22 protein-coding genes are annotated in these 24,883 nt (G+C 71.2%); 6 read left to right on the top strand and 16 right to left on the bottom strand.

Features of this window, described 5'->3' with window-relative positions:
- Nucleotides 1-14: 14 nt before the first annotated feature.
- On the bottom strand, nt 15-848 hold the full coding sequence (locus OAW74_RS12115; RefSeq protein ID WP_262874638.1) for an aldo/keto reductase: 834 nt from the start codon (nt 846-848) through the stop codon (nt 15-17).
- Between the two features lie 106 nt (nt 849-954).
- Nucleotides 955-1,773, bottom strand: coding sequence for a Cof-type HAD-IIB family hydrolase (locus OAW74_RS12110; RefSeq protein WP_262874637.1), 819 nt, complete (start codon nt 1,771-1,773; stop codon nt 955-957).
- Nucleotides 1,774-1,899: 126 nt separating this feature from the next.
- Here OAW74_RS12110 and pgi point away from each other — a divergent pair, with 126 nt between their 5' ends.
- Nucleotides 1,900-3,579, top strand: a complete 1,680-nt coding sequence (gene pgi / locus OAW74_RS12105) for a glucose-6-phosphate isomerase (protein ID WP_262874636.1) — start codon at nt 1,900-1,902, stop codon at nt 3,577-3,579.
- A 42-nt stretch (nt 3,580-3,621) separates the two neighbouring features.
- Here the strand turns inward: pgi and OAW74_RS12100 are convergent, their stop codons facing one another.
- A complete protein-coding gene (locus OAW74_RS12100; RefSeq protein WP_262874635.1) occupies nt 3,622-4,275 on the bottom strand; it encodes a YdeI/OmpD-associated family protein in 654 nt (217 codons plus the stop codon).
- Complete coding sequence (locus tag OAW74_RS12095) at nt 4,272-6,389, bottom strand: glucose PTS transporter subunit IIA (RefSeq protein WP_262874634.1); 2,118 nt, start codon at nt 6,387-6,389, stop codon at nt 4,272-4,274. The genes OAW74_RS12100 and OAW74_RS12095 overlap by 4 nt, the downstream gene beginning before the upstream one ends.
- Before the next feature lie 199 nt (nt 6,390-6,588).
- Here OAW74_RS12095 and OAW74_RS12090 point away from each other — a divergent pair, with 199 nt between their 5' ends.
- The 3 genes from OAW74_RS12090 (at nt 6,589) to OAW74_RS12080 (ending at nt 10,611) form a co-directional block, all read left to right on the top strand.
- Nucleotides 6,589-8,082 carry a phytoene desaturase family protein gene (locus OAW74_RS12090; protein WP_378733925.1) on the top strand — a complete coding sequence of 498 codons (1,494 nt, stop codon included), beginning with the start codon at nt 6,589-6,591 and terminating at the stop codon, nt 8,080-8,082.
- A 4-nt stretch (nt 8,083-8,086) separates the two neighbouring features.
- Entirely contained in the window at nt 8,087-9,559 is a 1,473-nt protein-coding gene (locus OAW74_RS12085; protein ID WP_262874632.1) for a lipase maturation factor family protein, read from the top strand.
- A 155-nt stretch (nt 9,560-9,714) separates the two neighbouring features.
- Complete coding sequence (locus OAW74_RS12080) at nt 9,715-10,611, top strand: aggregation-promoting factor C-terminal-like domain-containing protein (protein ID WP_262874631.1); 897 nt, start codon at nt 9,715-9,717, stop codon at nt 10,609-10,611.
- Nucleotides 10,612-10,617: 6 nt separating this feature from the next.
- Here OAW74_RS12080 and OAW74_RS12075 read toward each other — a convergent pair whose 3' ends face one another.
- The 4 genes from OAW74_RS12075 to OAW74_RS12060 are packed head-to-tail and all read right to left on the bottom strand — an operon-like array spanning nt 10,618 to nt 14,498.
- Nucleotides 10,618-10,938: a DUF4387 domain-containing protein gene (locus OAW74_RS12075; protein WP_262874630.1), complete on the bottom strand. Its 321-nt coding sequence runs from the start codon at nt 10,936-10,938 to the stop codon at nt 10,618-10,620.
- On the bottom strand, nt 10,931-12,307 hold the full coding sequence (locus OAW74_RS12070; protein WP_262874629.1) for a DUF1446 domain-containing protein: 1,377 nt from the start codon (nt 12,305-12,307) through the stop codon (nt 10,931-10,933). The genes OAW74_RS12075 and OAW74_RS12070 overlap by 8 nt, the downstream gene beginning before the upstream one ends.
- Nucleotides 12,304-13,170: a hypothetical protein gene (locus tag OAW74_RS12065; RefSeq protein WP_262874628.1), complete on the bottom strand. Its 867-nt coding sequence runs from the start codon at nt 13,168-13,170 to the stop codon at nt 12,304-12,306. The genes OAW74_RS12070 and OAW74_RS12065 overlap by 4 nt, the downstream gene beginning before the upstream one ends.
- Nucleotides 13,167-14,498, bottom strand: coding sequence for an MFS transporter (locus tag OAW74_RS12060; RefSeq protein ID WP_262874627.1), 1,332 nt, complete (start codon nt 14,496-14,498; stop codon nt 13,167-13,169). Before OAW74_RS12060 ends, OAW74_RS12065 begins: the two co-directional genes overlap by 4 nt.
- Before the next feature lie 74 nt (nt 14,499-14,572).
- On the opposite strand from OAW74_RS12060, the gene OAW74_RS12055 reads away from it, so the two are divergent.
- Nucleotides 14,573-15,283: an RraA family protein gene (locus OAW74_RS12055; RefSeq protein WP_262874626.1), complete on the top strand. Its 711-nt coding sequence runs from the start codon at nt 14,573-14,575 to the stop codon at nt 15,281-15,283.
- Here OAW74_RS12055 and OAW74_RS12050 read toward each other — a convergent pair.
- Nucleotides 15,253-15,969 carry a GntR family transcriptional regulator gene (locus OAW74_RS12050; protein WP_262874625.1) on the bottom strand — a complete coding sequence of 239 codons (717 nt, stop codon included), beginning with the start codon at nt 15,967-15,969 and terminating at the stop codon, nt 15,253-15,255. The two genes, OAW74_RS12055 and OAW74_RS12050, sit on opposite strands and share 31 nt — an antisense overlap.
- 509 nt (nt 15,970-16,478) lie before the next feature.
- Nucleotides 16,479-18,278 carry a DUF2207 domain-containing protein gene (locus tag OAW74_RS12045; RefSeq protein WP_262874954.1) on the bottom strand — a complete coding sequence of 600 codons (1,800 nt, stop codon included), beginning with the start codon at nt 18,276-18,278 and terminating at the stop codon, nt 16,479-16,481.
- A gap of 67 nt (nt 18,279-18,345) precedes the next feature.
- Here OAW74_RS12045 and OAW74_RS12040 point away from each other — a divergent pair, with 67 nt between their 5' ends.
- Nucleotides 18,346-18,774: a MarR family winged helix-turn-helix transcriptional regulator gene (locus OAW74_RS12040; protein WP_262874624.1), complete on the top strand. Its 429-nt coding sequence runs from the start codon at nt 18,346-18,348 to the stop codon at nt 18,772-18,774.
- 3 nt (nt 18,775-18,777) lie between these two features.
- Here the strand turns inward: OAW74_RS12040 and OAW74_RS12035 are convergent, their stop codons facing one another.
- From OAW74_RS12035 to OAW74_RS12010, 6 genes are read right to left on the bottom strand one after another with little or no spacing between them, the layout of a single operon-like run.
- Nucleotides 18,778-19,512, bottom strand: a complete 735-nt coding sequence (locus OAW74_RS12035; protein ID WP_262874623.1) for an ABC transporter permease — start codon at nt 19,510-19,512, stop codon at nt 18,778-18,780.
- Complete coding sequence (locus OAW74_RS12030) at nt 19,509-20,294, bottom strand: ABC transporter ATP-binding protein (RefSeq protein ID WP_262874622.1); 786 nt, start codon at nt 20,292-20,294, stop codon at nt 19,509-19,511. Before OAW74_RS12030 ends, OAW74_RS12035 begins: the two co-directional genes overlap by 4 nt.
- Nucleotides 20,295-20,296: 2 nt before the next feature.
- Nucleotides 20,297-20,587, bottom strand: coding sequence for a DUF4287 domain-containing protein (locus tag OAW74_RS12025; protein ID WP_262874621.1), 291 nt, complete (start codon nt 20,585-20,587; stop codon nt 20,297-20,299).
- A gap of 59 nt (nt 20,588-20,646) precedes the next feature.
- Nucleotides 20,647-21,645, bottom strand: coding sequence for a DUF2804 domain-containing protein (locus OAW74_RS12020; protein ID WP_262874620.1), 999 nt, complete (start codon nt 21,643-21,645; stop codon nt 20,647-20,649).
- A complete protein-coding gene (locus tag OAW74_RS12015; RefSeq protein ID WP_262874619.1) occupies nt 21,642-23,495 on the bottom strand; it encodes a glycoside hydrolase family 2 protein in 1,854 nt (617 codons plus the stop codon). The genes OAW74_RS12020 and OAW74_RS12015 overlap by 4 nt, the downstream gene beginning before the upstream one ends.
- Nucleotides 23,492-24,826: an MFS transporter gene (locus OAW74_RS12010; protein ID WP_262874618.1), complete on the bottom strand. Its 1,335-nt coding sequence runs from the start codon at nt 24,824-24,826 to the stop codon at nt 23,492-23,494. Before OAW74_RS12010 ends, OAW74_RS12015 begins: the two co-directional genes overlap by 4 nt.
- Between the last annotated feature and the right edge of the window lie 57 nt (nt 24,827-24,883).

Raw genomic sequence — 24,883 nt, 5'->3', positions numbered from 1 at the left:
CGGGTCGGCGGCCCCTACATCTCCTCGTGGGTGTCGGGGTCGCCGTCCCACAGCCGACCGCGCTCGAGGCCCGAGATCGCGGCGATCTGCTCGGGCGTCAGCGCGAAGCCGAACACGTCGGCGTTCTCGTGCTGGCGCTCGGGGTCTGCCGACTTCGGGATCGGCGTCGAGCCCAGCTCGACGTGCCAGCGCAGCACGACCTGGGTGGGTGTCACACCGTGCACGGCGGCGATCTCGTGCAGCACCTGCTCGGTGAGCAGTTCGCTCCGCCGCGCGAGCGGGCTCCAGCTCTCGGTGCGGATGCCGTGCGCGTCGTGGAAGGCCCGCAGCGCCTGCTGCGGGAAGTACGGGTGCAGCTCGACCTGGTTGACGGCGGGGGTCACACCCGTCTCGTCGACGAGGCGCGTCAGCATCCGCTCGGTGAAGTTCGAGACGCCGATCGAGCGCACCTTGCCCTGCTCGCGCAGCTCGATCATGCCGCGCCACGTGTCGACGTACTTGTCGTGGCGGGGGTTGGGCCAGTGGATGAGCGAGAGGTCGATGCGGTCGAGACCGAGCGTCTTCAGCGACCCGTTGGTGCTCTCGATGGCCTCGTCGAAGCCGTGCATGCGGCCGGGGATCTTGGTGGCCACGATCAGCTCGTCGCGGTCGAGACCGCTGCGGCGCACGGCCTCGCCGACCTCGCGCTCGTTCTCGTAGTTCACGGCGGTGTCGAGCAGCCGGTAGCCGCCCTCGATCGCGGCGACGACGGAGGCGATGCCCTCCTCGCCGCGGAGGTTGTAGGTGCCCAGGCCCAGCTCGGGAAAGGCCGTGCCGTCGTTGAGTTCGATGGTGGGGATCGTCAGCATGCTCTCCACGCTACGCCCGTTTCCCGCCCCGCGACTTGGCACCTTCTGCCGCATGCAGGGGGGCGGCAGCGGCAACAGCTGCCAACTCGCGGAGGGAGTGAGGGGCTCAGGGGCGAAGGTCGAGCAACTGCTCGATGACCTCGATGACGCCCTCGTCGGCGTTCGAGGGCGCTCGGTGGCGGGCGACGGCCTGCACGTCGGGGTGGGCGTTGTCCATGGCGTACGACCAGTCGGCGGACTTCAGCAGCTCGACGTCGTTGAGGTAGTCGCCGAACGCCATCGTCTGAGCCGGCGTGATGCCCAGGGCCCGCTGGAGGTTCTGCAGTGCGACGCCCTTGTTCACGGTCGCGTTCATGATGTCGACCCAGTGGGCGCCCGACACGACCACCTGATGCGTCTTCTCGAAGTCGGCGAACGCGGGGGCGGTGTGCGCCTCTCCCCCGTCGAAGTCGTAGACCGCGAGCTTGAGCACCTGATCGTCGACGGCGAGCAGATCGTCGGTGGTCGAGAGCTTCGCGTAGTACCTCTCGACCTCGGCGACGAAGTCGGGCTCTGTGCTCTCGATGTGAGCCGAGCGCTTGCCGCAGATCACGAGTCCGGCGCGCAGCTCGCCGTCTTGGACGAGCGAGCGGATGCGGCCGACCACGGCCGCGACGACGCTCTGGTCCATCGCATCCGACGACACCTCCTCGTCGCCGCGGACGACGTACGCGCCGTTCTCGGCGATGTAGTCGAGCTCGCCGTCGACGCCCGCGAACATCGACTGCAGCGTCGCGAGCTGGCGGCCGCTGGCCGGAGCGAACGCGATGCCGCGCTCGTCGAGGCGGCGCAGCAGCGCCCAGAGCCGGTCGGGGATGCGGCCCCCCGGCAGCAGCAGCGTGCCGTCCATGTCGGCGGCGATGAGTCTGATGTCGGGCGCGCTCACCTTCCCCATCCTCCCCCAACCCGGTTACGGTCGCGACGCGCCGTGCGGTCGATGGGTGCTCGCGGCGCGTCGTGACCGTAATCGAGAGGGGCGCGGAGGCGCGCGTGGGTGGCTAGGTTGGTGCACGTGACCACTCCCATCGACGCCACCGCCACCCCCGCCTGGTCCGAGCTCACCGCTCACGCCGACGGGTTCGCCCCCGACCTGCGCGGCTGGTTCGCCGCCGACCCCGACCGGGTGCGACGCCTCACGTTCGACCTCGCCGACCTGCACGTCGACCTGTCGAAGAACCTGGTCGACGACGGCATCCTCGCCTCTCTCGTGGCGCTGGCCGAGCAGACCGGGGTCGCCGAGCGGTACGCCGCGATGCTGAGCGGCGAGCACCTCAACACGAGCGAAGACCGCGCGGTGCTGCACACGGCGCTGCGGCGCCCGCCGGGAGCTCAGCCCGGGCTCGTGGTCGACGGGCAGGATGTCGACCACGACGTGCAGCAGGTGCTCGAGGCCATGTCGGCGTTCGCGCAGCGCGTGCGCTCGGGCGAGTGGGTGGGCGTCACCGGCAAGCGCGTCGAGACCGTCGTCAACATCGGCATCGGCGGCTCCGACCTCGGCCCCGCCATGATCTCGGCGGCGCTCGAGCCGTATGCCACCGCCGGCATACAGGCGCGCTTCGTCTCGAACATCGACCCGTTCGACCTCGCGCACAAGACGAAGGACCTCGACCCCGAGACGACCCTGGTCGTCGTCGCGTCGAAGACCTTCACAACCCTCGAGACGCTCACCAACGCGCGGCTCGCCCGCGACTGGCTGTGGGCGGGGCTGACCGCTGCCGGTGCGATCGACGGCTCGGAGGCGGCCAAGACGGATGCCGTCGCCCACCACTTCGTGGCGGTCTCGACGGCGCTCGACAAGGTCGCCGCCTTCGGCATCGACCCGACCAACGCGTTCGGCTTCTGGGACTGGGTGGGCGGCCGCTACTCCGTCGACTCCGCCATCGGACTCTCGCTCATGATCGAGCTCGGACCCGACGCGTTCCGCGAGCTGCTCGCCGGCTTCCACGCCGTGGACGAGCACGTGGCCACGACCCCGCTCGCTCAGAACGTGCCGGTGCTGATGGGGCTGCTCAACGTCTGGTACACGAACTTCCTCGGTGCGCAGTCGCACGCCGTGCTGCCCTACGCGCAGCAGCTGTCGCGCTTCGCGGCATACCTGCAGCAGCTGACGATGGAGTCCAACGGCAAGCGCGTGCGGTGGGACGGGTCGGCCGTCACGACCGACACGGGTGAGATCTTCTGGGGCGAGCCGGGCACGAACGGCCAGCACGCGTTCTATCAGCTGATCCACCAGGGAACCCGGCTGATCCCGGCCGACTTCATCGGCTTCGCCACCCCCGCCTACCCGCTCGAAGACGGCGGGCGCGACGTGCACGGTCTTTTCCTGGCGAACTTCCTCGCGCAGACGAAGGCCCTCGCCTTCGGCAAGACCGCCGAAGAGGTGGAGGCCGAAGGCTCGACCGGCGCGCTCGTGGCCGCCCGCACCTTCCCCGGCAACCGCCCGACCACGTCGATCTTCGCTCCCGCGCTGACCCCGTCGGTGCTGGGGCAGCTGATCGCGCTGTACGAGCACATCACCTTCACCCAGGGCACGATCTGGGGCATCAACTCGTTCGACCAGTGGGGCGTCGAACTCGGCAAGCAGCTCGCCCTGCAGATCGCCCCCGCGCTGGAGGGCGATGCCGCCGCGCTCGAGTCGCAGGACGCCTCGACAAAGGCGCTGCTCGAGTACTACGCCGCCCACCGCAGCTGATCCCTGGGGCTCGCGCCCCAGCATCCGCCACCTGGCGGGCGCTCAGCCGGCAGCGGCAGCAGCAGCCGCCGCCGCGGCACGGGCGAGCCAGGCCGGCGGCTCGCCGTAGCGCTGGAACGGCACGAGGCGCCCGGCGGCGCTGTCGGCGACGAGGGTCGCGAGCCGGTCGGCGCGGGTCTGCTCGCGCTTGGCCGACTGCACCCAGTTGGCGACGGCGCGGCGGTACCCGGGGGTCGCCGCCTGCCAGAAGGCCGCGGCCGCGGGCGACGCCGAGATCACGGCGAGTTCGTCGACCGTGAGCTCGTTGCGCTGCTCGTGCGAGTACACGCCGATGCGGTCGGCTCGGCGCCGCTCGTAGGCGGCGAGCCCGGCCGGATGCATGCGCCCCTCGGCCCGCAGCCGTTCGACGTGGGCGATGTTGATCTCGCTCCAGTTCGACGCGGGCTTGCGCGGCGACCAGCGCTGCGCCCTGGCGTCGTCGTCGATGCGGCGGCTGGTCGAGTCGATCCACCCGAAGCAGAGCGCCTCGAGCACGGCGTCTTCCCACGTCAGCCCTCGGCGCGGGTCGCCGACCCGGTAGAAGCCGGTCCACACCTCGGTCGCCGTCGCGTGGTTCCGCTCGAGCCACGCGCGGAACTCCCCGGCGGAGGCGAAGAACACCGCCGCCGGGGAGTCGCCCGAAGAACCCTGCGTCACGCCTTGGTCTGGATGTCGAGCAGCGGGTCGCCCGCCTTTACCGGGCCGAGCGCGACCGGGTCGACGGTGTCGAACTGGTCGGCGTTGAGCACGATGACCGGCGTGATCAGCGGATATCCCGCCTTCTCGATCACGGCGCGGTCGAAGGTCACGAGCTCCGTGCCGACCTCGACGCGGTCGCCGTTTTTCACCTTGACGTCGAACCCTTCGCCCTTGAGGTTGACGGTGTCGATGCCGACGTGGATCAGCAGCTCCACGCCGTTGTCGAGCTGCAGGCCGAAGGCGTGGCCGGTGGGCTGCGCTGCGACGACGGTGCCGACGCCGGGCGAGACCACGGTCGTGCCGCTCGGCTCGATCGCGACGCCCGGGCCCATCACGCCCCCGGCGAAGACGGGGTCGGGCACTTCGCTGATCGCGACGGCCGTGCCGTCGAGCGGCGACATCAGCTGCACGAGCTCGCCGACCTCCATGACGGCGGTGGCCGTCGCCGGCGCGGCAGCCGCGGCAGCCGTCGCTCCTGCGGCCGCCGGTGCGGCGACGCTCGCGGCGGGGGCGGATGCTGCCGCCGCCCCGCGGTGGTGCGCACCGCCCGCGGCGGCTTCGGCCGCATCGCGCTCGGCCTCGAACGCCGCCTGCTGCTCGGGCGTGCGGAAGTTCGAGAACAGCACGAGCAGCATGGCGGTGACGAAGGCGATCGCCACGGCGATCGCGTAGAGCCCGATCGGCGAGAACGCGGGGATCGTCAGCAGCGACGTGAACACGAACGCCTGCGTCGTGACGCCGTGCTCGAGTCCGAGCAGGAGGCTGCCGAGGCCGATCGTCAGACCGCCGACGAAGCAGCCCACCAGCATCCGCGGATAGATGCGCTTGAAGCGCAGATGGATGCCGTAAAGGGACGGCTCGGAGATGCCGCCGAGCAGACCCGCCGCCAGGGCACCCGTCGCGGTCTGCTTCATCTGAGTGTCGCGGTGGCGGTAGGCGAGGATCAGGACACCTGCCGTCGCACCGAAGCACGCGAAGTTCCACGCGCCCATCGGGCCCTGGATGAAGTCGTAGCCGAGGGTCTGGATGTTCAGCAGCATGATCGCGTTGATCGGCCAGTGCAGGCCCAGCGGCACCATGAACGGGTAGGCCAGCGGAATGACGATCGCGAAGATGAACGGCGACCACGTGTTGATCGCCGACAGCAGCTGGGCGAGACCCGCACCGACGTAGACGCCGATCGGGCCGATGAGGAAGGCCGTCAGCGGGATCATGATGAGCATCGCGAAGAACGGCACGAAGATCAGCTGCAGGTTCGGGGTGATGATCTTGCGCAGCAGCTTGTAGAGCGGGCCGAGCACGGCCGCCATCAGCAGCGGCGGGAACACCTGCGACGAGTAGTCGGCGATCGGCATCGGGATGCCCCAGATGTCCACGATCGCGACCTGCGCGGCATCGAAGCCGAACAGCGGCGTCTTGTCGACGTCGGCGCCGAGGGCCGTGAAGCCGGGCAGCATCAGCACCGCCATGATCGCGAAGCCCACCCACGGGTCGGCCCCGATCTTGGCCGAGGCGTTGTAGGCGACCATCAGCGGCAGGAAGACGAACACGCACTGCCACATCAGGTTCACGAACGCCCACGAGGGGTCCAGCGTCACGCCCGGAGCGTTCCAGTCGGGGATGACGTCGAGGGTCGCCATCAGCGCCATGAACGTGATGAAGAACGACGCGCCCAGCAGCGCCCCCAGGATCGGGCGGAACGAGTCGGAGAGGAACTCGAACAGCGTGTCGATCCAGGCGACCTTGCCCCGAACGCCCTTCTCGCGCTCGCGCTTCTTGATGTCGTCGAGGCTCTCTTCTGCGGACGCGGCGGCGGCACCGCCCGACATCTGCGGCAGCGCCATGATGTCGTTGTAGACGTTCTGCACGCCGCCGCCGATGACGACCTGGAAGCGGTCGCCGGCCTGCGGCACGGCGCCCATGACGCCGGGGATCGCCTCCATCCCCGCCTTGTCGACCTTGTCGCCGTCGTGCAGCTGGAATCTCAGCCGCGTCGCGCAGTGGGTCAGGCTCGCAACGTTGCCCGCCCCTCCGATCTTGTCGATGATCTCGGATGCCGGACTCGTTGCCATGGGACTGCTCCTTGTCAAGGGGTGCACCACTCACGGTGTGGCGGCCACGCCGCCGTCTGTTCGCGACTCTAGCGGGCGGGCACAGCCCGTGGAAGCGGCTCAGGGAGTGTCGGCTCAAGACCACCCCGAGCGGGTGAGCCGATGCTGTCGGCCCGCCGCCGCGACCCGCCTCTGCCGTCATCGCCTCCCACGCGGGAGGATGAGAGGGAGCCCGCGAGAGGAGGGACCGGCCGTGACGCGACCGCTCGACGCCGCCGTGATCGGCGCGGGGCCCAACGGGCTGGCCGCCGCCGTGACGCTGGCGCGTGCGGGGCTGTCGGTGCGGGTCTACGAGCGGGACGAGCGGGCAGGCGGCGGCGCGTCGACCCGCGAGCTGGCCCTCCCCGGCTTCCACCACGACGTGTGCTCGGCGGTGCATCCGCTGGCCTTCGAGTCGGCGTTCTTCCGCGCGTTCGGCCTGCGCGAGCGCGTCGGGTTCGCGGTGCCGGACGTGTCGTTCGCCCAGCCTCTCGACGGCGGCCGCGCCGCCGTCGCCCACCGCGATCTCGCCCGCACGCGCGACGGACTGGGGCGCGACGGCCACGCCTACGAGCGGCTCATGCGGCCGCTCGCCGAGCGGGCCGCCGAGGTGGCCGAGTTCACCGGGGCGACGCTCGTGCGGTGGCCGCAGCATCCGCTCACGGCCGCGCGGTTCGCGGCGCGCGCCGCCGAGCAGGGCACTCTCGCGTGGAACGTCCGGTTCCGGGAGGATGCGGCGCCGGCCCTGGTCACGGGGGTCGCGGCCCACGCGATCCTCGCCCAGCCCTCGCTCGCGGCGGCGGGGGCGGGACTCGCCCTCGGCGCCTACGCCCACGCGCAGGGCTGGCCGATCCCGATCGGCGGCAGCCAGGCGATCATCGATGCCCTCGTCGCCGACCTGCGCGCCCACGGCGGCGAGGTCGTCACGGGGCACGAGGTGCGCTCGCTCGCCGAACTCGACGCCCGCGTCGTGCTGGCCGACGTCGCCCCGCGCGCGCTCGTGCGGCTCGCGGGCGACCGGATGCCCGCGGCCTACCGCCGGCGCCTGGCTGCCGTGCGCTACGGCGGCGCCGTCGCCAAGGTCGACTTCGCGCTGCGCGAGCCGGTGCCCTGGGCGCACGCCGACGTGCGCCGGGCCGGCACCGTGCACGTCGGCGGCACGCGCGCCGAGATGGCGGCGGCCGAGAACGCCGTGCGGCGCGGCCGCATGCCCGAGCGCCCCTACGTGCTGGTGTCGCAGCCGTCGCTGTTCGACGACACCCGCGCGCCCGCGGGCGCCCACACGCTGTGGACCTACACGCACGTTCCGGCCGGCAGCTCCGTCGACCGCACGGAGGCCGTGATCGCCCAGCTCGAGCGGTTCGCGCCGGGCTTCCGCGACACGATCCTCGCCGTCTCGTCGCGCACCGCTGTCGACGTCGCGGCGCACAACCCCAACTACGTCGGCGGCGACATCGCCGCCGGCTCCCCCGACCTGCGGCAGATGCTCCGCCGCCCGACGCTCTCGCGCGATCCGTGGCGCACCCCGATCCCCGGCGTCTATCTCGCGACGGCGTCCGCCGCGCCCGGGCCGGGCGTGCACGGCCTGGCCGGCTGGCACGCCGCGCGCAGCGCCCTCCGGCACGAGTTCGACATCGCCGAGGCCCCCGACCTCTCCCGGGGAGCCGCAGGGTGACGCCGTGCACGGGTTCGCGGCGGTCGACTACGTGCTGGCACGAGAGGTGCTGCAGCGGGGCATCGCCGCGCTCTACCTCGTCGCGTTCGTCTCGACGCTGAATCAGTTCCGCCCGCTGCTCGGCGAACACGGGCTGCTCCCCGCCCCTCGGCTGCTGGAATGGGCGGGCTCATCGCCGGCGCGACGGCGGATGCTGCATCCCACCCTCTTCACGCGCGTGCGCTACACCGACCGGCGCCTTGCGGCCCTGTGCGGGGCGGGCATCGCGATCGCGGCCGCGCTCGTCGCGGGGCTCCCCCAGCTCGGACCGCCGTGGCTGCCGATGATCGCGTTCCTGCTCCTGTGGGGCGGCTACCTCTCGATCGTCTCGATCGGGCAGACCTTCTACGGCTTCGGCTGGGAGATGCTGCTGCTCGAGGCCGGATTCCTCGCCGCTTTCCTCGGCTCGCGCGACCAGCCGCCGCAGACGGTCGTGATCGTGCTCGTGTGGTGGCTGCTGTTCCGCCTCGAGTTCGGCGCCGGCATGATCAAGCTGCGCGGCGGGCGCGAGTGGCGCGACCTCACCGCTCTCACCTACCACCACGAGACCCAGCCGATGCCAGGCCCCTTCAGCCGGCAGGCGCACCTGCTGCCGCGGTGGTTCCACGAGCTCGAGGTGATCGGCAACCACTTCGCGCAGCTCGTCGTGCCCTGGCTGCTGTTCGCGCCGCTCGTCGGACTGTGGGTGCCCGGCCCCGTGCCGACCCTCATGGGCACGGCCGCGGCGGCGGTGGTCATCGCGACGCAGCTGTGGCTCGTCGTGACCGGCAACTTCGCGTGGCTCAACTGGGCGACGATCGTGCTGGCCTTCTCGGCGGTGGGCATTCCGGATGCGGCGGCCCCCGCATCCGCCCTGCCCTGGATGATCGACGGCACGCCCCTGGTGTGGGTGATCGTCACCTGCGCGCTGGGCGCGGCGTACGTCGTCATCAGCGTGCCGGCCGCGCGCAACCTCGTCGCCCACCGCCAGCTCATGAATGCGAGCTTCAACCGCTGGCAGCTGGGCAACGCCTACGGCGCGTTCGGAACCGTGACGAAGCAGCGCATCGAATACGTCGTGGAGGGGACCCTCGACGCCGACGCCGCGACCGCCGGGTGGCGGGAGTACGAGTTCAAGGGCAAGCCGGGCGACCCGACCCGCGTGCCGCGGTGGTTCGCGCCGTATCACCTGCGGCTCGACTGGCTGATGTGGTTCCTGCCGCTGGGCAGATCGCTCGACGACTGGTTCGCGATGTTCGTCGTGCGGCTGCTCGAGGCCGACCCGCCGACGCTCGCGCTGCTGCGGGTCGATCCGTTCGAGGGCGAGCGCCCGAGATGGGTGCGCACGGTGGCGTTCCACTACCGTTTCGCGACCCGCGCAGAGCGCCGCGAACTCGGCGTCGTGTGGGTGCGAGAACGGCGGTGGACCGTGCTCGCTCCGGTGTCGCTCGGAGGCTGAAACGATTCGGCCCTCTCACGGTTCTCCCAGGTGACGCTGGGGATCCGTCCAGAACGGGCGCCCAGACTCGGGGACTTGTGCCCCGCCTCGCACCCGACGAGCGCGGCCGTCACCCGGTCGCGGCACGACTCCCCCGATACGAAACGCGCTCCAACATGCATCACCTCGACACGCCCTCCACCCCCGCCACCGGCACCCGCCGCACGCTCCGTGCGCAGCACTCGAAGCGCCGCCGCACGCTCGCCCGCGATGTGCTGCTGGGCCTGGCGGCCGCCGCGACCGCCGTGTCGATGTCGAGCGTCGCGGCTGTCGCCGCCACGTCGGCCGACCCGGAGGCGATGCCGCTGGCGGCCATCGCCTCCGACGCGCAGAGCACTCTCGACGATGCCCGCGCGAGCCTCGCCGAGGCCGCGCTCACCTCGACGGCGGCCGAGGCATCCGGTCTGGATCTCGGCGATGCGCAGACCTCGATCGACACGGCGTCGCTGACGGCCGAGGTGGATCAGCTCAGCGGCCTCGACCTTCTTCCCACCCTGCTGCTGACCGACGTCGTCGACCGCACCGCCGATGCGACGACGAAGGTCGAGAGGGCCACCGCCGAGCTGCAGAACGCGATCGACACCGCCGAAGCGGCCGCGAAGGCCGAGACCGAGGCCGCCGCCGAGAAGGCCCGCATCGCGAAGAAGAAGGCGGAGGCCAAGAAGAAGGCAGAAGCGGCCGCCAAGGCCCTCGCTGCCGCCAACACCGTCGCCGGCGCCAAAGCGACCGCCGCCGCGATCGCCGCCGACACCTACGGCTGGGGCTCCGACCAGTTCTCGTGCCTGTCGTCGCTGTGGCAGAAGGAGTCGGGCTGGAACTACCAGGCCTACAACTCCGGCAGCGGTGCCACCGGCATTCCGCAGGCCCTGCCCGGCAGCAAGATGGCGAGCTTCGGCAGCGACTGGGCCACGAACGCTTCGACGCAGATCGAATGGGGGCTCGACTACATCGATCGCGCCTACGGATCGCCGTGCGCCGCGTGGTCGCACTCGCAGTCGGTCAACTGGTACTGACCGCTCTCACGGCAGCGGCAGCACGGCGAGCGGCACATGGTGCTGCCCCGCGTGCATGTCGGTGTCTCGGAGCGACCCCTGGCTCACCGGCCGCGGGAACGACACCTTGACGACCCGCAGGTCCGGCAGCCGGAACATGCGGATCTGAGCGGGGTCGACGCGGTAGATCGCGCCGATGCGCTCCTCGTCGAGGTAGCCGGGGTCGGCGACGACCGCGTAGTCGGCGGCATCCTTCACGAAGACGTCGATGGTCACCCAGAAGGGTCCGGCGTTTTTCGAGCGCACCTCGTGGCACGCGTCGGCGAGGGTGCGGGTGGACTCAGACATGCGCGGCGACTCCGGTCTCGATGCGGAAGAGGGCGGTGGGGCTCGGCGAATCGACGACGTGGTTGAGCACGAACTCGTAGGTCGCGCCGCGCTCCTGCTCGGCCGGTGACATCGCGAACGCGAAGCTCGGCAGATAGTCCATCGCCGCCGTCGGCATGTGCAGCAGGTAGGGGTTCACGGTCTTGGCGATCGCGGTCGCCGTCTGCTGGTCGGCGGCGCTCACGAGGAGCATGACCCCCAGTTCGCGAGGGGCGGATGCGGCCGGGTCGAGGTCGCGCAGGATCGCGTCGTACCCGTAGAGGCGCAGGTCGAACTCGTAGGCGTCGGGGCCGAGGCCGAGCGCCTGCTGGATCCTCATGACGAGATAGCCGCGCAGGGTCTGCGCCCACGCCTCGGGGTCGGCGAGCACCTGCGGTTCGCGCACGCCGACGAACGACATCGTCTGATAGCCCGCGATCCGGGCGCCCTCGAGCTTGACGGTGTGCTGGGCGGCATGGTGGAACACCGAGCCCTCCACGCGCACGCGCCGCTCGTCGAGGGCGACGTAGGTCGCCTCGCGCACATCGAGCGTGCCGTCGGGCTCGCGCAGCAGGAACGGGTCGACGTTCTCGTACAGCATGTGCGCGGCCACCGACACCGGCGTGCACGCCGTGTCGGCGTCGACCGCCTCGATCGTGAAGCCGGTGGCGTCGATCGTGGCGAAGATGCCGCCGGTGCGGGGATTGGTCGTGGCCTGCGCCCCGCACTCGACGATCTTGCCGGCGTGCCAGGAGGGTCCGGCCGGCATGCCCCGCATGAGCGGCACCGCGGCGGCGACGGCCGTGTCGGTCGCGCGTCCGCACAGCACGACCTGCGCGCCGGCCTCGAGCGCCTCGACGATCGGCTCGTGCCCCATGAGCCCCACGATGTGGGTGCAGTCGTCGAGCGTCGCGGGGTCGAGCTCGCCCATCGGCGGCAGCGGGTGGATGCGGCCGGCCGCCAGGTGCTGCGTCAGGTCGTCGGCACGCTGCTCGCTGTAGATGCGGGCGACGGGCAGGTCGAGCCCCTCTTCGGCGAGGAGGTCGTCGACGATGCCGGCGACCCAGTCGACACCCGCATCCGTTCCGCTCGTGCCGCACGACCCGACGATGAGCGGGATGCCGCGCGCTGCCGCCGCGCGCAGGAGCAGCCTCAGGTCGCGGGCGATGGAGGCGGTGGGCGACTTGGCCGTCGCCGACCCCAGGTAGTGCGGCCCCGAGTCGGTCGAGCCGCCGTCGACGGCGATGACGTCGGCGCCGAGGGCCATGCCGCGCTCGACGATCTCTTCGGGGAAGCCGCCGCCCAGCATGCCGATCGGCACGAAGACGCGGACGGAGTCGGGGGTGTTCATGCGGGGGCTCCTTCGGGGGCGGGAGTGGGCGCGGCGGCGGCCGGCACGCGTTCGAAGAACGCGACGACCTCGGCGGTGACGGCGAGGGGGTCGTGGCCGGCGCCGGGGACGATGCTCAGGTCGACGTCGGCGCCCAGGGCGCGCAGCTCCTCGGCGAGAGCGGTCGCCCGCGCGACACGGGTGGCGCCCGCACGCGCTTCTCGTGGGTCTTCGGCGACGGCGGCGAGAAGCTCTGCGGCATGGTCGTCGGCGCCGACGACCACCTGCATCGGCACGGCCGCGACGGCGGCGAGATCGACGTCGGCGCCGAAGACCGCACCCGCGCCGCCGACGCCGTGAGGCCAGGGCTCGGCGGTGTCGGGCAGGGTGACGCGCCCGGGGGCTCCGATCGACACGGCGAGCAGCCGCTCGGGGTGGAGGTAGGCGAAGCGGTGGGCGAACTGCCCGCCGCCCGAGAACCCCGCCAGGAAGAACCGGTCGGTGCGCAGTCGCCACCGCGCGGCCGCCTGCTGCAGCATCCCGATCACGATCTCGTCGAAGCGGATGCCGCGGTAGGCCAGCTCCTTGTAGTTCGACACGTCGTCGGGCTCGCCGATGCCCACAGGGAACAGGGGCGCCAGCACGGCGACGCCGTGGCGCTCGGCGAACGGGATGAACTGGTCGCGCGAGCGCTCGACCTTGCGCCCCGTGCCGTGCACGCTCACGAGCACGGGCAGCTCTCCCGCCAGCTCGCGGTAGCGCCGCGGCACATAGAGCGAGAAGGGGAACCGCGAGTCGCCCTCGAAGGCCTGGAAGGGCGTGACGCCGGTGAGCAGGTCCCACGCCGGATGCTGCGGCGCGAAGTCGTCGAGGCGACGCGTCATGCGACGGCCCCCTTCGCCTCGGCCGCGAGGGCTGCGGTGGCGGCGTCCTGCGCGGCCTCGGCGGTCTGGGCGGGGTGGTTCTCGCTGCGCACGAGCAGGAAGAGCACGAGCGCGACGACGGCCAGGATCGCCGCGTGCAGGAACAGCAGGCGCCAGCTGGTCGCGTCGACCATGAGACCGATGAGGGCCGGCCCGAGCGAGGCGCCCAGGGCGCTCGCCAACGCGTACATGCCGGTGTAGGCCCCCGCCACGGCGGCGCTCGGGGCGAGGTTCCACATAAGCACGATGCCGTTGATCGAGAACGCGGCGTAGCCGACCGACGCGATGATCACGCCGGTGATGGTGACCGGGAGGTTCGGCACCGAGAAGGCGACCAGGGCTCCGGCGATGAAGACCACCAGGCCGATCCGCACCATGAGGCGGCGCCCGATGCGGTCGGAGAGGAACGCGATCGGCAGCGCGACCACGATGAACGCGAGGCCCGCCGGCAGCGTCAGCGATCCTGCCTCGCCACGCGAGAGGTCGAGCACCTCCATCGCGTACGGGGTCAGCTGCGAGCGCAGCGCCGCCCATGAGCCGGCCGTCGCGAAGATCGCCAGCAGCAGGAAGACGCGGCTGCGGTCGGCATCGCGCACGAGTTCGCCCACGACGCGGCGGAAGGTCCATTCGGGTTCGCCCTCGCCGCCCCGCTGCGCGACGGCGCGCTGGTAACCGGGCGAGCGGGTCTCGTGCAGCGTGAAGCCCACGATGAGCATGGCGCACACCATCATGACGGCGGGGATCGCGAAGGCGAGCTCCAGGCTCTCGTCGACCACGAGCAGGCTGATCAGGGCCGACACGATGATCGTGAGGCTCGTCGCGATCTTGGCGATGCCGTTGGCGAGGCTGCGGCGCCCAGGCACCTGGAAGTCGGGGGTGAGCGACTCGGTGACGGCCTTGAACGAGTTCGCGACGATCGCGAACGCGAAGATGCAGGCGATGAGCGCTCCGAACGATCCCGCGAACGGGATCAGCATGAAGAACACCGCCGCGATGATCGCCCCGACCACCATGTAGGGCACTCGGCGCCCGAACCGGGTGCGGGTGCGGTCGGAGAGGTGGCCGACGAGCGGCTGCAACACGATGCCGAGTGCGTTGTCGACGCCCATCAGCAGTCCGATGAGGGCGGCGCTGGAGGTGTATTGGGCGATGGATGCGGGAACCTGGGCGTCGTAGAAGTTCCAGACCGACTCCTGAGCGAAGACGGCGAGCGCCACGAGCATCGCGGCGCGCAGGTTCAGCCGGGCGCGCGCGGTGGCGACCGTGACCGTCGGGACGAGATTGTCCATCAGACTCCTTTGTCTGTTGATATTTGCTATAGCAAGATAGAACGAGACATCGCCGAGTGCAAGGAGGCATTTCCATGGCCGATGACAGAACGCCGTCCCCCGCCGAGCTCGACTTCCTCGCCGGCGTCGACAGCCCGACCGTCGCGAACGCGCTGGAGCGCCTCGCGCTGCGGGATCGGCGCGCCGGCTACCTCGGCGGCCGCATCCGCTGCAACTTCCCGGAGCTCGGCACCATGGTCGGCCGCGCCCTCACGGTCACCGCGACGGATGCGGTGGGTCGCGCCGCCGACCAGAGCGGCTATTGGGAGCTGTGGGAGCGGCTCGAGGCGATGACCGGCCCCGTCGTCATCGTCATGAAGGATGCCAGCGGCACACCCCACCGAGTGGCCTACGCCGGCGAGATCATGACGACCCTCGCGCAGCGCCTGGGAGCGGTCGGCATCGTCACCGACGGCGGACTGCGCGACGTCGCCGAGGTGCGCGCGAACGGCTTCCACTACTTCTCGCGCTACACCGTCGTCTCGCACGCGAACTTCGAGCTGTCGGCGGTGGGTGAGCCGGTGCTCATCGACGGCGAGCAGATCTCGACAGGCGACCTCGTGCACGGCGATGCGAACGGCGTCGTGCTGGTGCCGTGGGAGGCGCTGGACGCGCTGCCGGGCGCCGTCGAGGCGGTGCGGGCCGGCGAGGCGCGCGACCTCGCCTACCTCGCGAGCGACGACTTCATACTCGCGGGCTACCGGCAGCAGCGCAGCTACGGCGCCACTCCCTCGCCGTCGGCGTGATCGGCGCCGTGGCCGTCACCGTCGAGACGTGACAGCGCCGATCGGGCATTCTGCCGCGTGATGCGCTCGGCGAGGTCCTCATCGTGGGCCTCCAGCGCCGCGAACAGGTCGCGGTGCTGCTGCAGCCGCATCCGCCGCCATGCCGGGTCGCCGACGAGCACCAGGTCGAGGTGATTGCGGTCGTCGCCGCCGAGGATCGTGAAGCTCTCGATGATGCGACGGAGCCCCGGGTTCTCGGCGGCCTCTGCGACCTCGGCGTCGTACTCCCGCGCCATCACCAGCAGGTCTTCGGGGGGCAGATCCTGCACTCCCGCCTGGGCGCGCGCGAGGATGCCGCGGAGTCGCTCGAGCGCCGGTTCGCCGATCTTGCGTGCAGCGAAGCGGGCCTCCATCGCCCGCAGCACGATCTCGACCTGCCGCAGCTCCTCCACCGTCTCGACCGGCTCGGGGGCGACGGTGAGCCGGCGCGCGTCACTGCGCACCACGAGGCCCTCGTGCTCGAGCTTGCGCAGCGCCTCGCGCACGGGGGTCGGGCTCACCTCGAGCGTCGAGGCCAGCTGCCGCTCGGTGATCGCGGAGCCGGGCGCGAGCGACCCGTCGGCGATGCTCGAGCGGATCGCCCGGTACGCCTGCTCGGCCAGCGACCCCGCGCGCGCGACCGGGCGCAGCGTGCTGTTCTCGATCACTCGGCTCTCCTCGGTGGTTCGTCCCGATCCTATGACCTGCCGCCGGGCCCGGACCGGGCTCGCTCTCGCCGATTCTGAGCAGATGCTGTGGGTCGGCAAAGAATCACGAAAAGATAACGCCGAGGTCTTCCCTTCCGTTATCTCGTCGTTATAGAGTGCTTGCACGGTAGTTGTTTTGCTGTGGCAGCTACCGGCATGTGATTGCAGGACACTCTTGGTGCAAGGGACAAGGGCCGGCCGGAAGCCTCTCCGACCGGCCCTTACTCTTGCCACCTGCCGGGTCACGGCCACCGAAGGCGGACTTGACGCGGCAAGTGGCAAGGTCGCCCTTCGATACGCGCCGCTGCGCGGCGCTACTCAGGAACCGTAGCCGCCGCAGGCGGGGTATCGAGACCTGGTCGCTGTTCCCGTACGGTGCGCGTGGTCTCGATACGCGCGCCTGCGGCGCGCTCCCCGACCAGCGGAAGAGCGCGCCTGCGGCGCGCTCCCCGACCAGCGGGAGGGGCGACCTACACCCCACCGCCGCCGCCACCGCCGCCTCCACCACCGGCGGAGCCGCCGCCCGACGAGCCGCCGGAGGTCGACGACGACGTCGACGACGCGGTCGAGAGGGTCGAGATGCCCGACGAGAAGGCCGACGCGTCGAAGCCGTGCGTGCCGATGTACCAGGCGGGTGCGGCGGCGCCGTAGAGCACCGCCAGCTCCTTCGCCCACTGCTTCTCCTGTCCGAAGACGACGGCGTAGGGCAGCAGCGCCTCATACAGCTCGAGCTTCTGGCGAGGGTCGGTGACATCCACCCGCGCCCGCTCGGCGCCGGCCGGCGACTGCAGCATGCGGATGCGATCGGCCTCGGCCCACTCGATGAAGATCTTGAGGCCCTCGAGGTGGTCGCGCACCTCGGCGCCCTCCGCCGTGAGCGGCTGGTGCGCGAACAGGATCAGTGCGATCACGACGAGCAGCACCGCGGCGCCGAGGAGGACCAGCGGCAGCAGCGGCGCCACGTAGCCGATCAGCGCCAGCACGGCGAACACCGCGACGAGCGCGGCCGCGCCGATCACCGCGAACAGCGGGCCGGAGCGCGTCGACAGCGACACCTTCTTGCGCAGCCCTCTGGTCTCGAGCTCGCGCTCCGCGGCCTTGAGGATCGCCTGCGCGGCCTTCGACAGCCGCGTGTCGGTGCTGCCGAACTCGTAGATCGAGCCGGTGCCGCCGGAGCGCCCGAACAGACCGTCGAGCAGCATGCGCCCATCGGCATCGGCGCGGGTGCGATCGAGCAGCTCGGCCCGCAGCTTCACGCCGCCGAAGAACTTGCGCTCCCCCTCGAGGATGCGGATGCTGCCGCGCACCGCCTGCTCGAGCACCTCCGCGGGGATCGCCTTGGCCGTCTTCCCCAGCAGCACGGCGCTCTCGAGCGCGTCGACCTGGGCGGGCGGGGTGTACTCGGCGATGATCGTGGCGCGCCCCGGCTCGTCGCGCAGCATCCGCCGGCGCACGCGCGCCGCCCACACGAAGGCGGCCGCGAGCAGCGCGCCGGCGACCATCGTCAGCCAGCCCCACACCGACGAGAGCGGCGACGAATCGAACGGCGTGAAGGTGCCCTGCGCGAACCCGACGGCCACCGTCACCGACTGATACGGCTGCAGCTCGGCCGCCGACGCGGTGATCGTCGCACCGTCGGCGCCGACGGCGATCTCGCACCGGTCGGTCGATCCCGTCCAGCCGCGGTAGCACGCCTGTTCGCCGGTGAGGGCGGCGGCGAGCTCGGCATCGAGGTGCAGCGTCATCGACACGGCGGCGAAGGGCTGCGCCCACTCCTCGCCGAGCACATCCCAGTAGAACTCGTCGGCGCCGGTGTCGGCGAAGAATCGGGTGACGTTCTCGAGGGTGTAGGTGAAGACATAGGTCTGCGCGCCGTGCACGTAGTCGTCGGCGGCGCTGGTGACGATGAGATAGCCGTCTTCGCTCTCGGTCTCGGCCGGCCGTGGGGCGCCCGCTTCGTCGGTCACCGAGACGAGCGTCGGATGCAGCGGCGCACCCTCGTACGAGTCAGGGATGCTGCGGCGCATGCCCCTGTTCTGGTCGTACTCGGGGAACTCGGCCGCGAAGGTCTCGACGACCCTGAGCCTGCTCGTGCCGTCGTCGGCCCTCGTCAGGGTGAAGTCCACGTCGAGGCTCGAGAACGAGAAGTCCTGCACGTCGGCGCGCGCCGCGGGGGCGGGGCCGGCGACCGCAGGCCCGGCGACCAGCGCGGCGAGCAGGACCAGGAGCAGCAGCATCCGCCCCGATGCAGACGACGAGCGCGCGATCATACCGTGCACGGAACCCTCCCCATAGCCTTCCCATGTGAAGCCTATGCGCCCCACTACGCTGGTGCGCATGACCGACCGCCGTCTCGCCGCCGAAGCCTGGGAGAGCCTCTTCCGCGCGCAGCATGAGATCTTCGGCGAGATCTCCGCCGACTTCGAAGGCGCGACACTGACCAACTCCGAGTACGACGTGCTGCTCACGGTGGTGCGCTCCCCCGGCCTGCAGGCGAGGCTGCGCAACGTGACGGCCAACCTGCTGATCAGTCAGCCCTCGGTCTCGCGCCTGGTCGATCGGATGGTCGTCGACGGTCTCGTCGAGAAGCTCCCCGACCCCGACGACGGACGGGGGGCGATCGTGCGCGCCACACCCAAGGCGGCCGCCGCCTTCCGCAAGCTCGCGACCGCGCACGCCACGACCATCGCCGAGCGCATGTCGGTGCTCAGCGACGAGGAGCTCGCCGAACTCCTCGCCCTCACGCGCAAGCTGCGCGACCGCTGACCTTCAGGGCGTGCGCCGCCGCAGCGTGAGTGCCGCCAGCACGAGCGAGCCGACCGCGAATGCGACGACGATCAGCAGCGGCCGCCACACGTCCCACCCCTCGTCGCCGGCGGTGACGGCGTTGATGGTGTCGATGGCGTAGCTCAGCGGCAGCCAGTTGCTGATCGCCTCGAGCACCTCGGGCATCTGGTCGCGCGGCATGAACAGACCGCCGAGGATGATCTGCGGGAACACGAGCACCGGCATGAACTGCACGGCCTGGAACTCGGTGCGCGCGAAGGCGCTCGCCAGCAGCCCCAGCGCCGTGCCGAGGATCGCGTCGACGATCGCGACCAGGCCCAGCTGCCACACCGGACCGTCGACTTCGAGTCCGCACACGGTCACGGCGAAGGTCACCGTGACGATGGCCTGCAGCGTCGCCATGAGGCCGAAGGCCAGCGCATAGCCGAGTACGAAGTCGGCCTTGCCGATGGGCGTGGTCATGAGCCGCTCGAGTGTGCCGGATCGGCGCTCCCGCAGCGTCGTGACGGAGGTGATGAGGAACATCACGATGAAGGGGAACAGCGCGAGGATCGGCCCGCCGAACATGTCGAACACGCCGTCCTGGTCGCTGAACAGCCACGCGAACAGGCCCACCAGCAGGCTCGGCGCCACCAGCATGAGCGCGATCGATCGGGGATCGTGCCGCAGTTGGCGGAGCACGCGCCGCGCGGTCGACAGCGTGAGCATGACGTTCATCGCGCACCGCCGTCGCGCGCCTCGCGGCGGGTCAGCGGATGCTGCGTCCCCTCGTGTGCGGCCGCGTCGCGCGCGATGAGCGCGAGGAAGGCGTCGTCGGGGTTCGCCGCCCCCGTGTCGGCCAGCAGCGCGTCGGGCGTCGTGTCGGCGATGATGCGACCGGCGCGCATGAGCAGCAGCCGGTCGCATCGCAGCGCCTCGTCCATGACGTGGCTCGAGACGACGAGGGTCGCGCCGGAGTCGGCGAGGCCGCGGAAGACGTCCCACAGCTCGGCGCGCAGCACCGGATCGAGCCCGACGGTCGGCTCGTCGAGCACGATGAGTTCGGGCGTGCCGAGCATCGCCACCGCGAGCGACACGCGGTTCTCCTGGCCGCCGCTGAGCGAGTCCACGGTCTGCCCCGCCTGCTGCTCGAGGCCGACCTGGGCGATCACCCGGTCGACATCCGACCGGGGGGCTCCCAGCAGCCGGGCGAAATACGACAGGTTCTGGCGGATCGTGAGGTCGCCGTACACGCTCGCGGCCTGGGTGTCGTACGCCACGGCGCGGCGCAGCATCCGACTCCCCGCGGGGTGCCCCAGCACCGTCACCGACCCGCCGTCGACCAGCTGCACGCCCACGATCGAGCGCATGAGGGTGGTCTTTCCGCATCCCGACGGGCCGAGCAGGCCCGTGATCTGACCGCGCGGGATCTCGAGATCGATCCCGTCGAACACCTCGGTGCGCCCTCGGCGCACCCGAAGGCCGTCGATGACGACGGCGGGAGTCAGTGTGGCGTCCATGCTCAGGCGTTCGGGTTCGACGCCTTGCCGTCGAGCCACAGCGTGTCGGTCTTGTCGCTGTGGGCGGTGCCGGTGCCGACGTGCTTCCCGTCGATCTGCGGGCCCTTCGTGATGACGTGCACGAGCGCCATCGCGTGGCCGCGCCCGAGGCCGTAGTCGTCGCCGAGCCATGCGACGATCTCGCCCGCCTTGGTGCCGGGGCCGAAGCCCTTCTCGTCCGCCTTCGCGATGAACGCGCGCGGAGTCAGCCCGGTCTTGTCCTCGATGTTGTCGAGGTATGCCTGGAACGACATGCGGGGCCTCCTGCCCGTCGGTGGGTCCGGCGCTCAGCCTAGGCCCGCGACGGCGGCGCTCACCAGCGGTTGTGCACCTCTTCGGCCCAGCCGTTGATGCCCTCGAAGGCGATGAGCTCGCCGTCCGGCGTCGTGAAGGTGCCCGACCAGGTGCCGAAGCACTGGTCGGTGCGCGAGGCGAGCACGATCAGCTGCGTGCGGGTCTGCTTGTCGTAGACCGGCGTGAAGGTCGCCTTCAGGCCGCCCCCGGTGATGCGCCACGGGCGGCGCCAGTGCGCGATGTCGTACTCCCAGACGAGCTCGTCGCTGATCTTGTGCAGCCGCCCGTCGACGAAGAACGCGTTCTCGGTCGAGCCGGTGCCCTCGGTCCACCTGCCCCCGACCTGGATGCCGATCACGTGACCGCCGGAGCGCCCGGAGCCGGCTCCCCAGTTCCAGCGGATGTCATAGGGCCAGCGACCGCGGCCGTGATCGAGCACCGCCCAGGACTCGCCCTCGGGCACGGCGTGCGCAACCCCGTCGACGATGATCGTGCCGGTCGCCGGCCGGGCGACGTCTTTGACCGTGTACTGGAACCTCGTGCGACTCCACGGCACGACGACGGCGAGGCGCTCGTGCCCCTCGGGCAGCGCCGCGACGACGTCGAAGGCCGCGCCGGGCATGCGCGCCTGGATGCGGGTGCCCTGCGGCACCTCGGTGATCTCGATCTCGATGTCTTTCGCGCGCGCACGGCTGGGGCCCTGCTCGAGGCTCGGCGGCAGCTCGACGTCTCTGGCCGGGAGCACCGTGACGCTGCGGTGCCGTTGCTGCTCGGTGGCGCGGTCGAAGATCCACACCTCGTGCACCGCCGCGTAGTCGATCGACGACACGGTGAGGGCCAGGATGTGCGTCGGGGTCGTGACGTTCCAGTACTCCCACCGCTTGTTGCGCCCCCAGAAGCGGCCGCCGATGCCGGTCGTGTCGACGATCGGCTGCCGCGCCCAGCCCAGGGCGTCGGGGTTGAGGGTGCCGCCGGGCAGCGTCAGCGACACGGGGGCGGTGAGCTCGCGCTCTGTCATGGGGTGACCTCCGGTTCGGGGGCGACGGATGCCGCCGCCTCCAGCTCGGCGACGAGCGCGCGCATGAGCGCATCGTCGACCTTCACGAAGCGGCGGTCGTAGGTGACCAGGCCGTTGACCTCGTCTTCGACGTCGGAGAGCTGGGTGTAGACGGTGGCTGCGAGGCCCCGGCGGATCGCGGGGACCAGCTCGCGGCGGTGCAGGCGCGCGAGCGCCCGCGCGAAGCGGTCGCGGCGGCGGTAGACGCGGTAGCCGAAGGTGCGCGTGCCCCAGCGATGGCCAGGCACCGCGAGGCTGTACCCGCCGAACTCTGTGACCGCCAGCACCCGCTCGTCGCGCTTTCGGGGAGCACGCACCGGGCGGAAGTAGACGTGGAGGCTGCGCAGGTCGCCCGCCCCCTGGTCGTGCCACCCGCTCGCGTGATCGATCGGCCGGGTCGGGTCGAGCTCGCGCACGAGCGTCTCGGCGATGCGTGCCGCGTCGAACTGGCCCCACCCTTCGTTGAAGGGCACCCACAGCGAGATCGAGGGCACGCTGCGCAGGTGCTCGATCATCTCGCGCAGCTCGACCTCGAACTGTGCGCGGCCGGCGGCATCGGACCGCCCGAACCGGGCATGGCGACGGTCATCGAGCGGGGGCGCGCCGACGACGGGCGCCGTGATCACGAGCGGGTTGTAGGCGGTGCCGCCGTTGACCGCGTCCTGCCAGACGAGCATGCCGAGCCGGTCGCAGTGGTGGTACCAGCGCAGCGGCTCGACCTTGATGTGCTTGCGCAGCATCGTGAAGCCCAGACGCCGGGCCAGGGCGATGTCGTATTCCAGCGCCGCGTCACTCGGCGCCGTGTAGCCGCCGTCGGGCCAGTAGCCCTGGTCGAGCAGGCCCACCGGCAGGTGGGGCCGGCCGTTGAGCAGCAGCCGAGGATGCCCGCGGTCGTCGCGGCCGACTCCGAACGACCGCATGCCCAGGTAGCTGGTCACGATGTCGGTGCCGAGCGTCACCGTCACGTCGTGGAGGAACGGGTCGTCGGGGCTCCAGGTGCGCACCGGAGTCGGCAGCGCGATGCGGGTCGGGGTGTTCACCGGAACGTCGACCGCCGCGAGCACGATGTCGGCGGCGGCGAGCTCGACGCGGGCGGTGGCGGCGGCATCCGCATGATCGCTGCGCACCGTGATCTCGACCTCGGGGTCTGACCCGGCACCTGACCCCGCCAGGTGCGGCGTCAGCACGAGCCCGTCGACGGCCACGCACGGCACGATCTCGAGCCACACCGTCTGCCAGATGCCCGACTGCGGCGTGTACCAGATGCCCCCTCGCCTGCTCGACTGCTTGCCGCGCGCGAGCCACGACCGATCGGTCACGTCGCGCACCGCGACGACGAGATCGTGCTCTGCCTCGTCGCCCAGGGCGGAGGTCGCATCGAGCGCGAACGGCAGGTAGCCGCCGGTGTGCCCGCCGACCTCGTGCCCGTCGACCGCCACGCGACAGGTCTGATCGACCGCGCCGAAGTGCAGCAGCACGCGCTCGCCGGCGGCGAGCGGCCTCGGCAGAGTGAACGTGCGGCGATACCAGAGCGTCTCATCGGCTGCGACGGTACGTCCCACCCCCGACAGCGCCGTCTCGGGCGAGAACGGCACGACGATCTCGCCGTCCCACCGCGTCGGAGGCTCTGCGGGGTCGGCGGCCGAGAGCGGGTCGGCGACGTCGATGCCGGATGCCCCCGCGATCGCATACGACCACAGGCCGTTGAGATTCGCCCAGTCGCCCCGAACGAGCTGCGGGCGCGGATACTCCGGCAGGGGCGCGGTGCGATCGAGCCGCTCGCCCCACGGGGTCGTCAGCGCCGTGGTCATGCGCTGCTGCGCTCCCGGAGGGCGTCGGCGGAGCGGGCCGCCGGCATCCGCCGCAGCGCGAAGGCCGGGATCACGACGAACGCGGCGACGACGGCGGCCGCGACGAAGATCCAGGGCGTGGGCACCTGCTTGATGACGCCCAGGTCGTCGTAGGTCTCGTTGGCCCCGACGATGACGGCCGCGCCGATGAAGGGGCCCGCGACCATCGGGATGAGGATCGCGAAGATCATCCGCAGGCCCTGCACGGTGCCCGCACGTCCATCGGGGGTCGCGTCGCGCACCGCCGCGGCGAGGGCCGCGACCGACAGCATGAAGCCGCCCATCATGATGGTTCCGAAGACGATGACCGGCAGCATCCCCCTCGCGAAGAACATGCCGGCAAGGCCCGCGACCATGATCGCGGCGGCCGGCACGATCGCGCGGATCTTGCCGACGCGATCGATGACGCGGCCTCCGAGGATGCTGATGACCGATGCGAGGATCAGGACGCTGCCGAGCACGATCGCATAGCCGTCGATGCGCAGGTACCGCTGGATGTAGATGATCAGGTAGGGGATGAACACCTGCGTCGCGGTGCCGACGATCGCCCACGCGAGCAGCAGCAGATACAGCCGCGGGTTCGCGCGCACCGTGGAGGGCCTGAGCCCGTAGACGAGCGCGGCGAGATACCCCTCGGTCTGAGGCTGGATGTCGGCGTCTTTCACGAGGAACCACGCGACGATGCCGACCGCGGCGGTGACCGCGCCGACGATGCCGAAGAACAGCTGCCACTGCCCGGCCTGGGTGAGCCCGTCGAGGGCGCCGAAGACGACGAGCATGCCCATGAGCGGCATGATCGCGAGCACACCGTCGACCCGGCCGCGGTTGCCCGGCTCGGTCGAGTCGGTCACCCAGCCCTGGAACGCGGCGTCGTTGGCGCCCGAGCCGAAGAACGACATGACGCAGTCGAGCACGATGATGCTGACGACCGCGAGGCCCACCGCCTGCCCTGCCACGGCGGCGTGATCGGGCTGCACGAAGCCGAACGAGGCGGTCGTCGCGCCCCAGAGGATGTAGCCGACCGCGATGAAGGGCCGTCTCGTGCGGGCGCGATCCGACCAGGCGCCGACGAGCATCGTCGCGAGCGTCGCGGCGGCCGCGGACGCCGCCACGAGGATCGCGATGACGGTGGGGTCGGTCGTGATCGTGTCGTACACGAACACGTTGAGGTACATGTTCTCGACGGTCCAGGCGAGCTGGCCGACCAGGCCCAGCACGACGACGACCCACCAGGTGCGGGCGGCGACGGCGCTGCGGCGGGCGCGCGCGGGCGCGGAGATCGGTGCGGGCATCGGCATCCTTGCTGACGTTCCGGGGTTTCGGGTCGCCCGCTCCGGGGTCGGCGGGCC

The organism is Microbacterium fluvii (assembly GCF_025515205.1).
In the GTDB taxonomy this organism is placed as follows: Bacteria; Actinomycetota; Actinomycetes; order Actinomycetales; family Microbacteriaceae; genus Microbacterium; species Microbacterium fluvii.
This window is presented reverse-complemented; position numbering and strand designations above follow the sequence as displayed.

Excerpts from the sequence above, each read along its gene's own strand:
- OAW74_RS12115 (WP_262874638.1), bottom strand. The coding sequence starts at position 848 with ATGCTGACGATCCCCACCATCGAACTCAACGACGGCACGGCCTTTCCC.
- OAW74_RS12095 (WP_262874634.1), bottom strand. The coding sequence starts at position 6,389 with ATGGCAACGAGTCCGGCATCCGAGATCATCGACAAGATCGGAGGGGCG.
- OAW74_RS12090 (WP_378733925.1), top strand. The coding sequence starts at position 6,589 with ATGAGAGGGAGCCCGCGAGAGGAGGGACCGGCCGTGACGCGACCGCTC.
- OAW74_RS12080 (WP_262874631.1), top strand. The coding sequence starts at position 9,715 with ATGCATCACCTCGACACGCCCTCCACCCCCGCCACCGGCACCCGCCGC.
- OAW74_RS12075 (WP_262874630.1), bottom strand. The coding sequence starts at position 10,938 with ATGTCTGAGTCCACCCGCACCCTCGCCGACGCGTGCCACGAGGTGCGC.
- OAW74_RS12070 (WP_262874629.1), bottom strand. The coding sequence starts at position 12,307 with ATGAACACCCCCGACTCCGTCCGCGTCTTCGTGCCGATCGGCATGCTG.
- OAW74_RS12065 (WP_262874628.1), bottom strand. The coding sequence starts at position 13,170 with ATGACGCGTCGCCTCGACGACTTCGCGCCGCAGCATCCGGCGTGGGAC.
- OAW74_RS12060 (WP_262874627.1), bottom strand. The coding sequence starts at position 14,498 with ATGGACAATCTCGTCCCGACGGTCACGGTCGCCACCGCGCGCGCCCGG.
- OAW74_RS12055 (WP_262874626.1), top strand. The coding sequence starts at position 14,573 with ATGGCCGATGACAGAACGCCGTCCCCCGCCGAGCTCGACTTCCTCGCC.
- OAW74_RS12045 (WP_262874954.1), bottom strand. The coding sequence starts at position 18,278 with ATGATCGCGCGCTCGTCGTCTGCATCGGGGCGGATGCTGCTGCTCCTG.
- OAW74_RS12040 (WP_262874624.1), top strand. The coding sequence starts at position 18,346 with ATGACCGACCGCCGTCTCGCCGCCGAAGCCTGGGAGAGCCTCTTCCGC.
- OAW74_RS12035 (WP_262874623.1), bottom strand. The coding sequence starts at position 19,512 with ATGAACGTCATGCTCACGCTGTCGACCGCGCGGCGCGTGCTCCGCCAA.
- OAW74_RS12030 (WP_262874622.1), bottom strand. The coding sequence starts at position 20,294 with ATGGACGCCACACTGACTCCCGCCGTCGTCATCGACGGCCTTCGGGTG.
- OAW74_RS12025 (WP_262874621.1), bottom strand. The coding sequence starts at position 20,587 with ATGTCGTTCCAGGCATACCTCGACAACATCGAGGACAAGACCGGGCTG.
- OAW74_RS12020 (WP_262874620.1), bottom strand. The coding sequence starts at position 21,645 with ATGACAGAGCGCGAGCTCACCGCCCCCGTGTCGCTGACGCTGCCCGGC.
- OAW74_RS12015 (WP_262874619.1), bottom strand. The coding sequence starts at position 23,495 with ATGACCACGGCGCTGACGACCCCGTGGGGCGAGCGGCTCGATCGCACC.
- OAW74_RS12010 (WP_262874618.1), bottom strand. The coding sequence starts at position 24,826 with ATGCCCGCACCGATCTCCGCGCCCGCGCGCGCCCGCCGCAGCGCCGTC.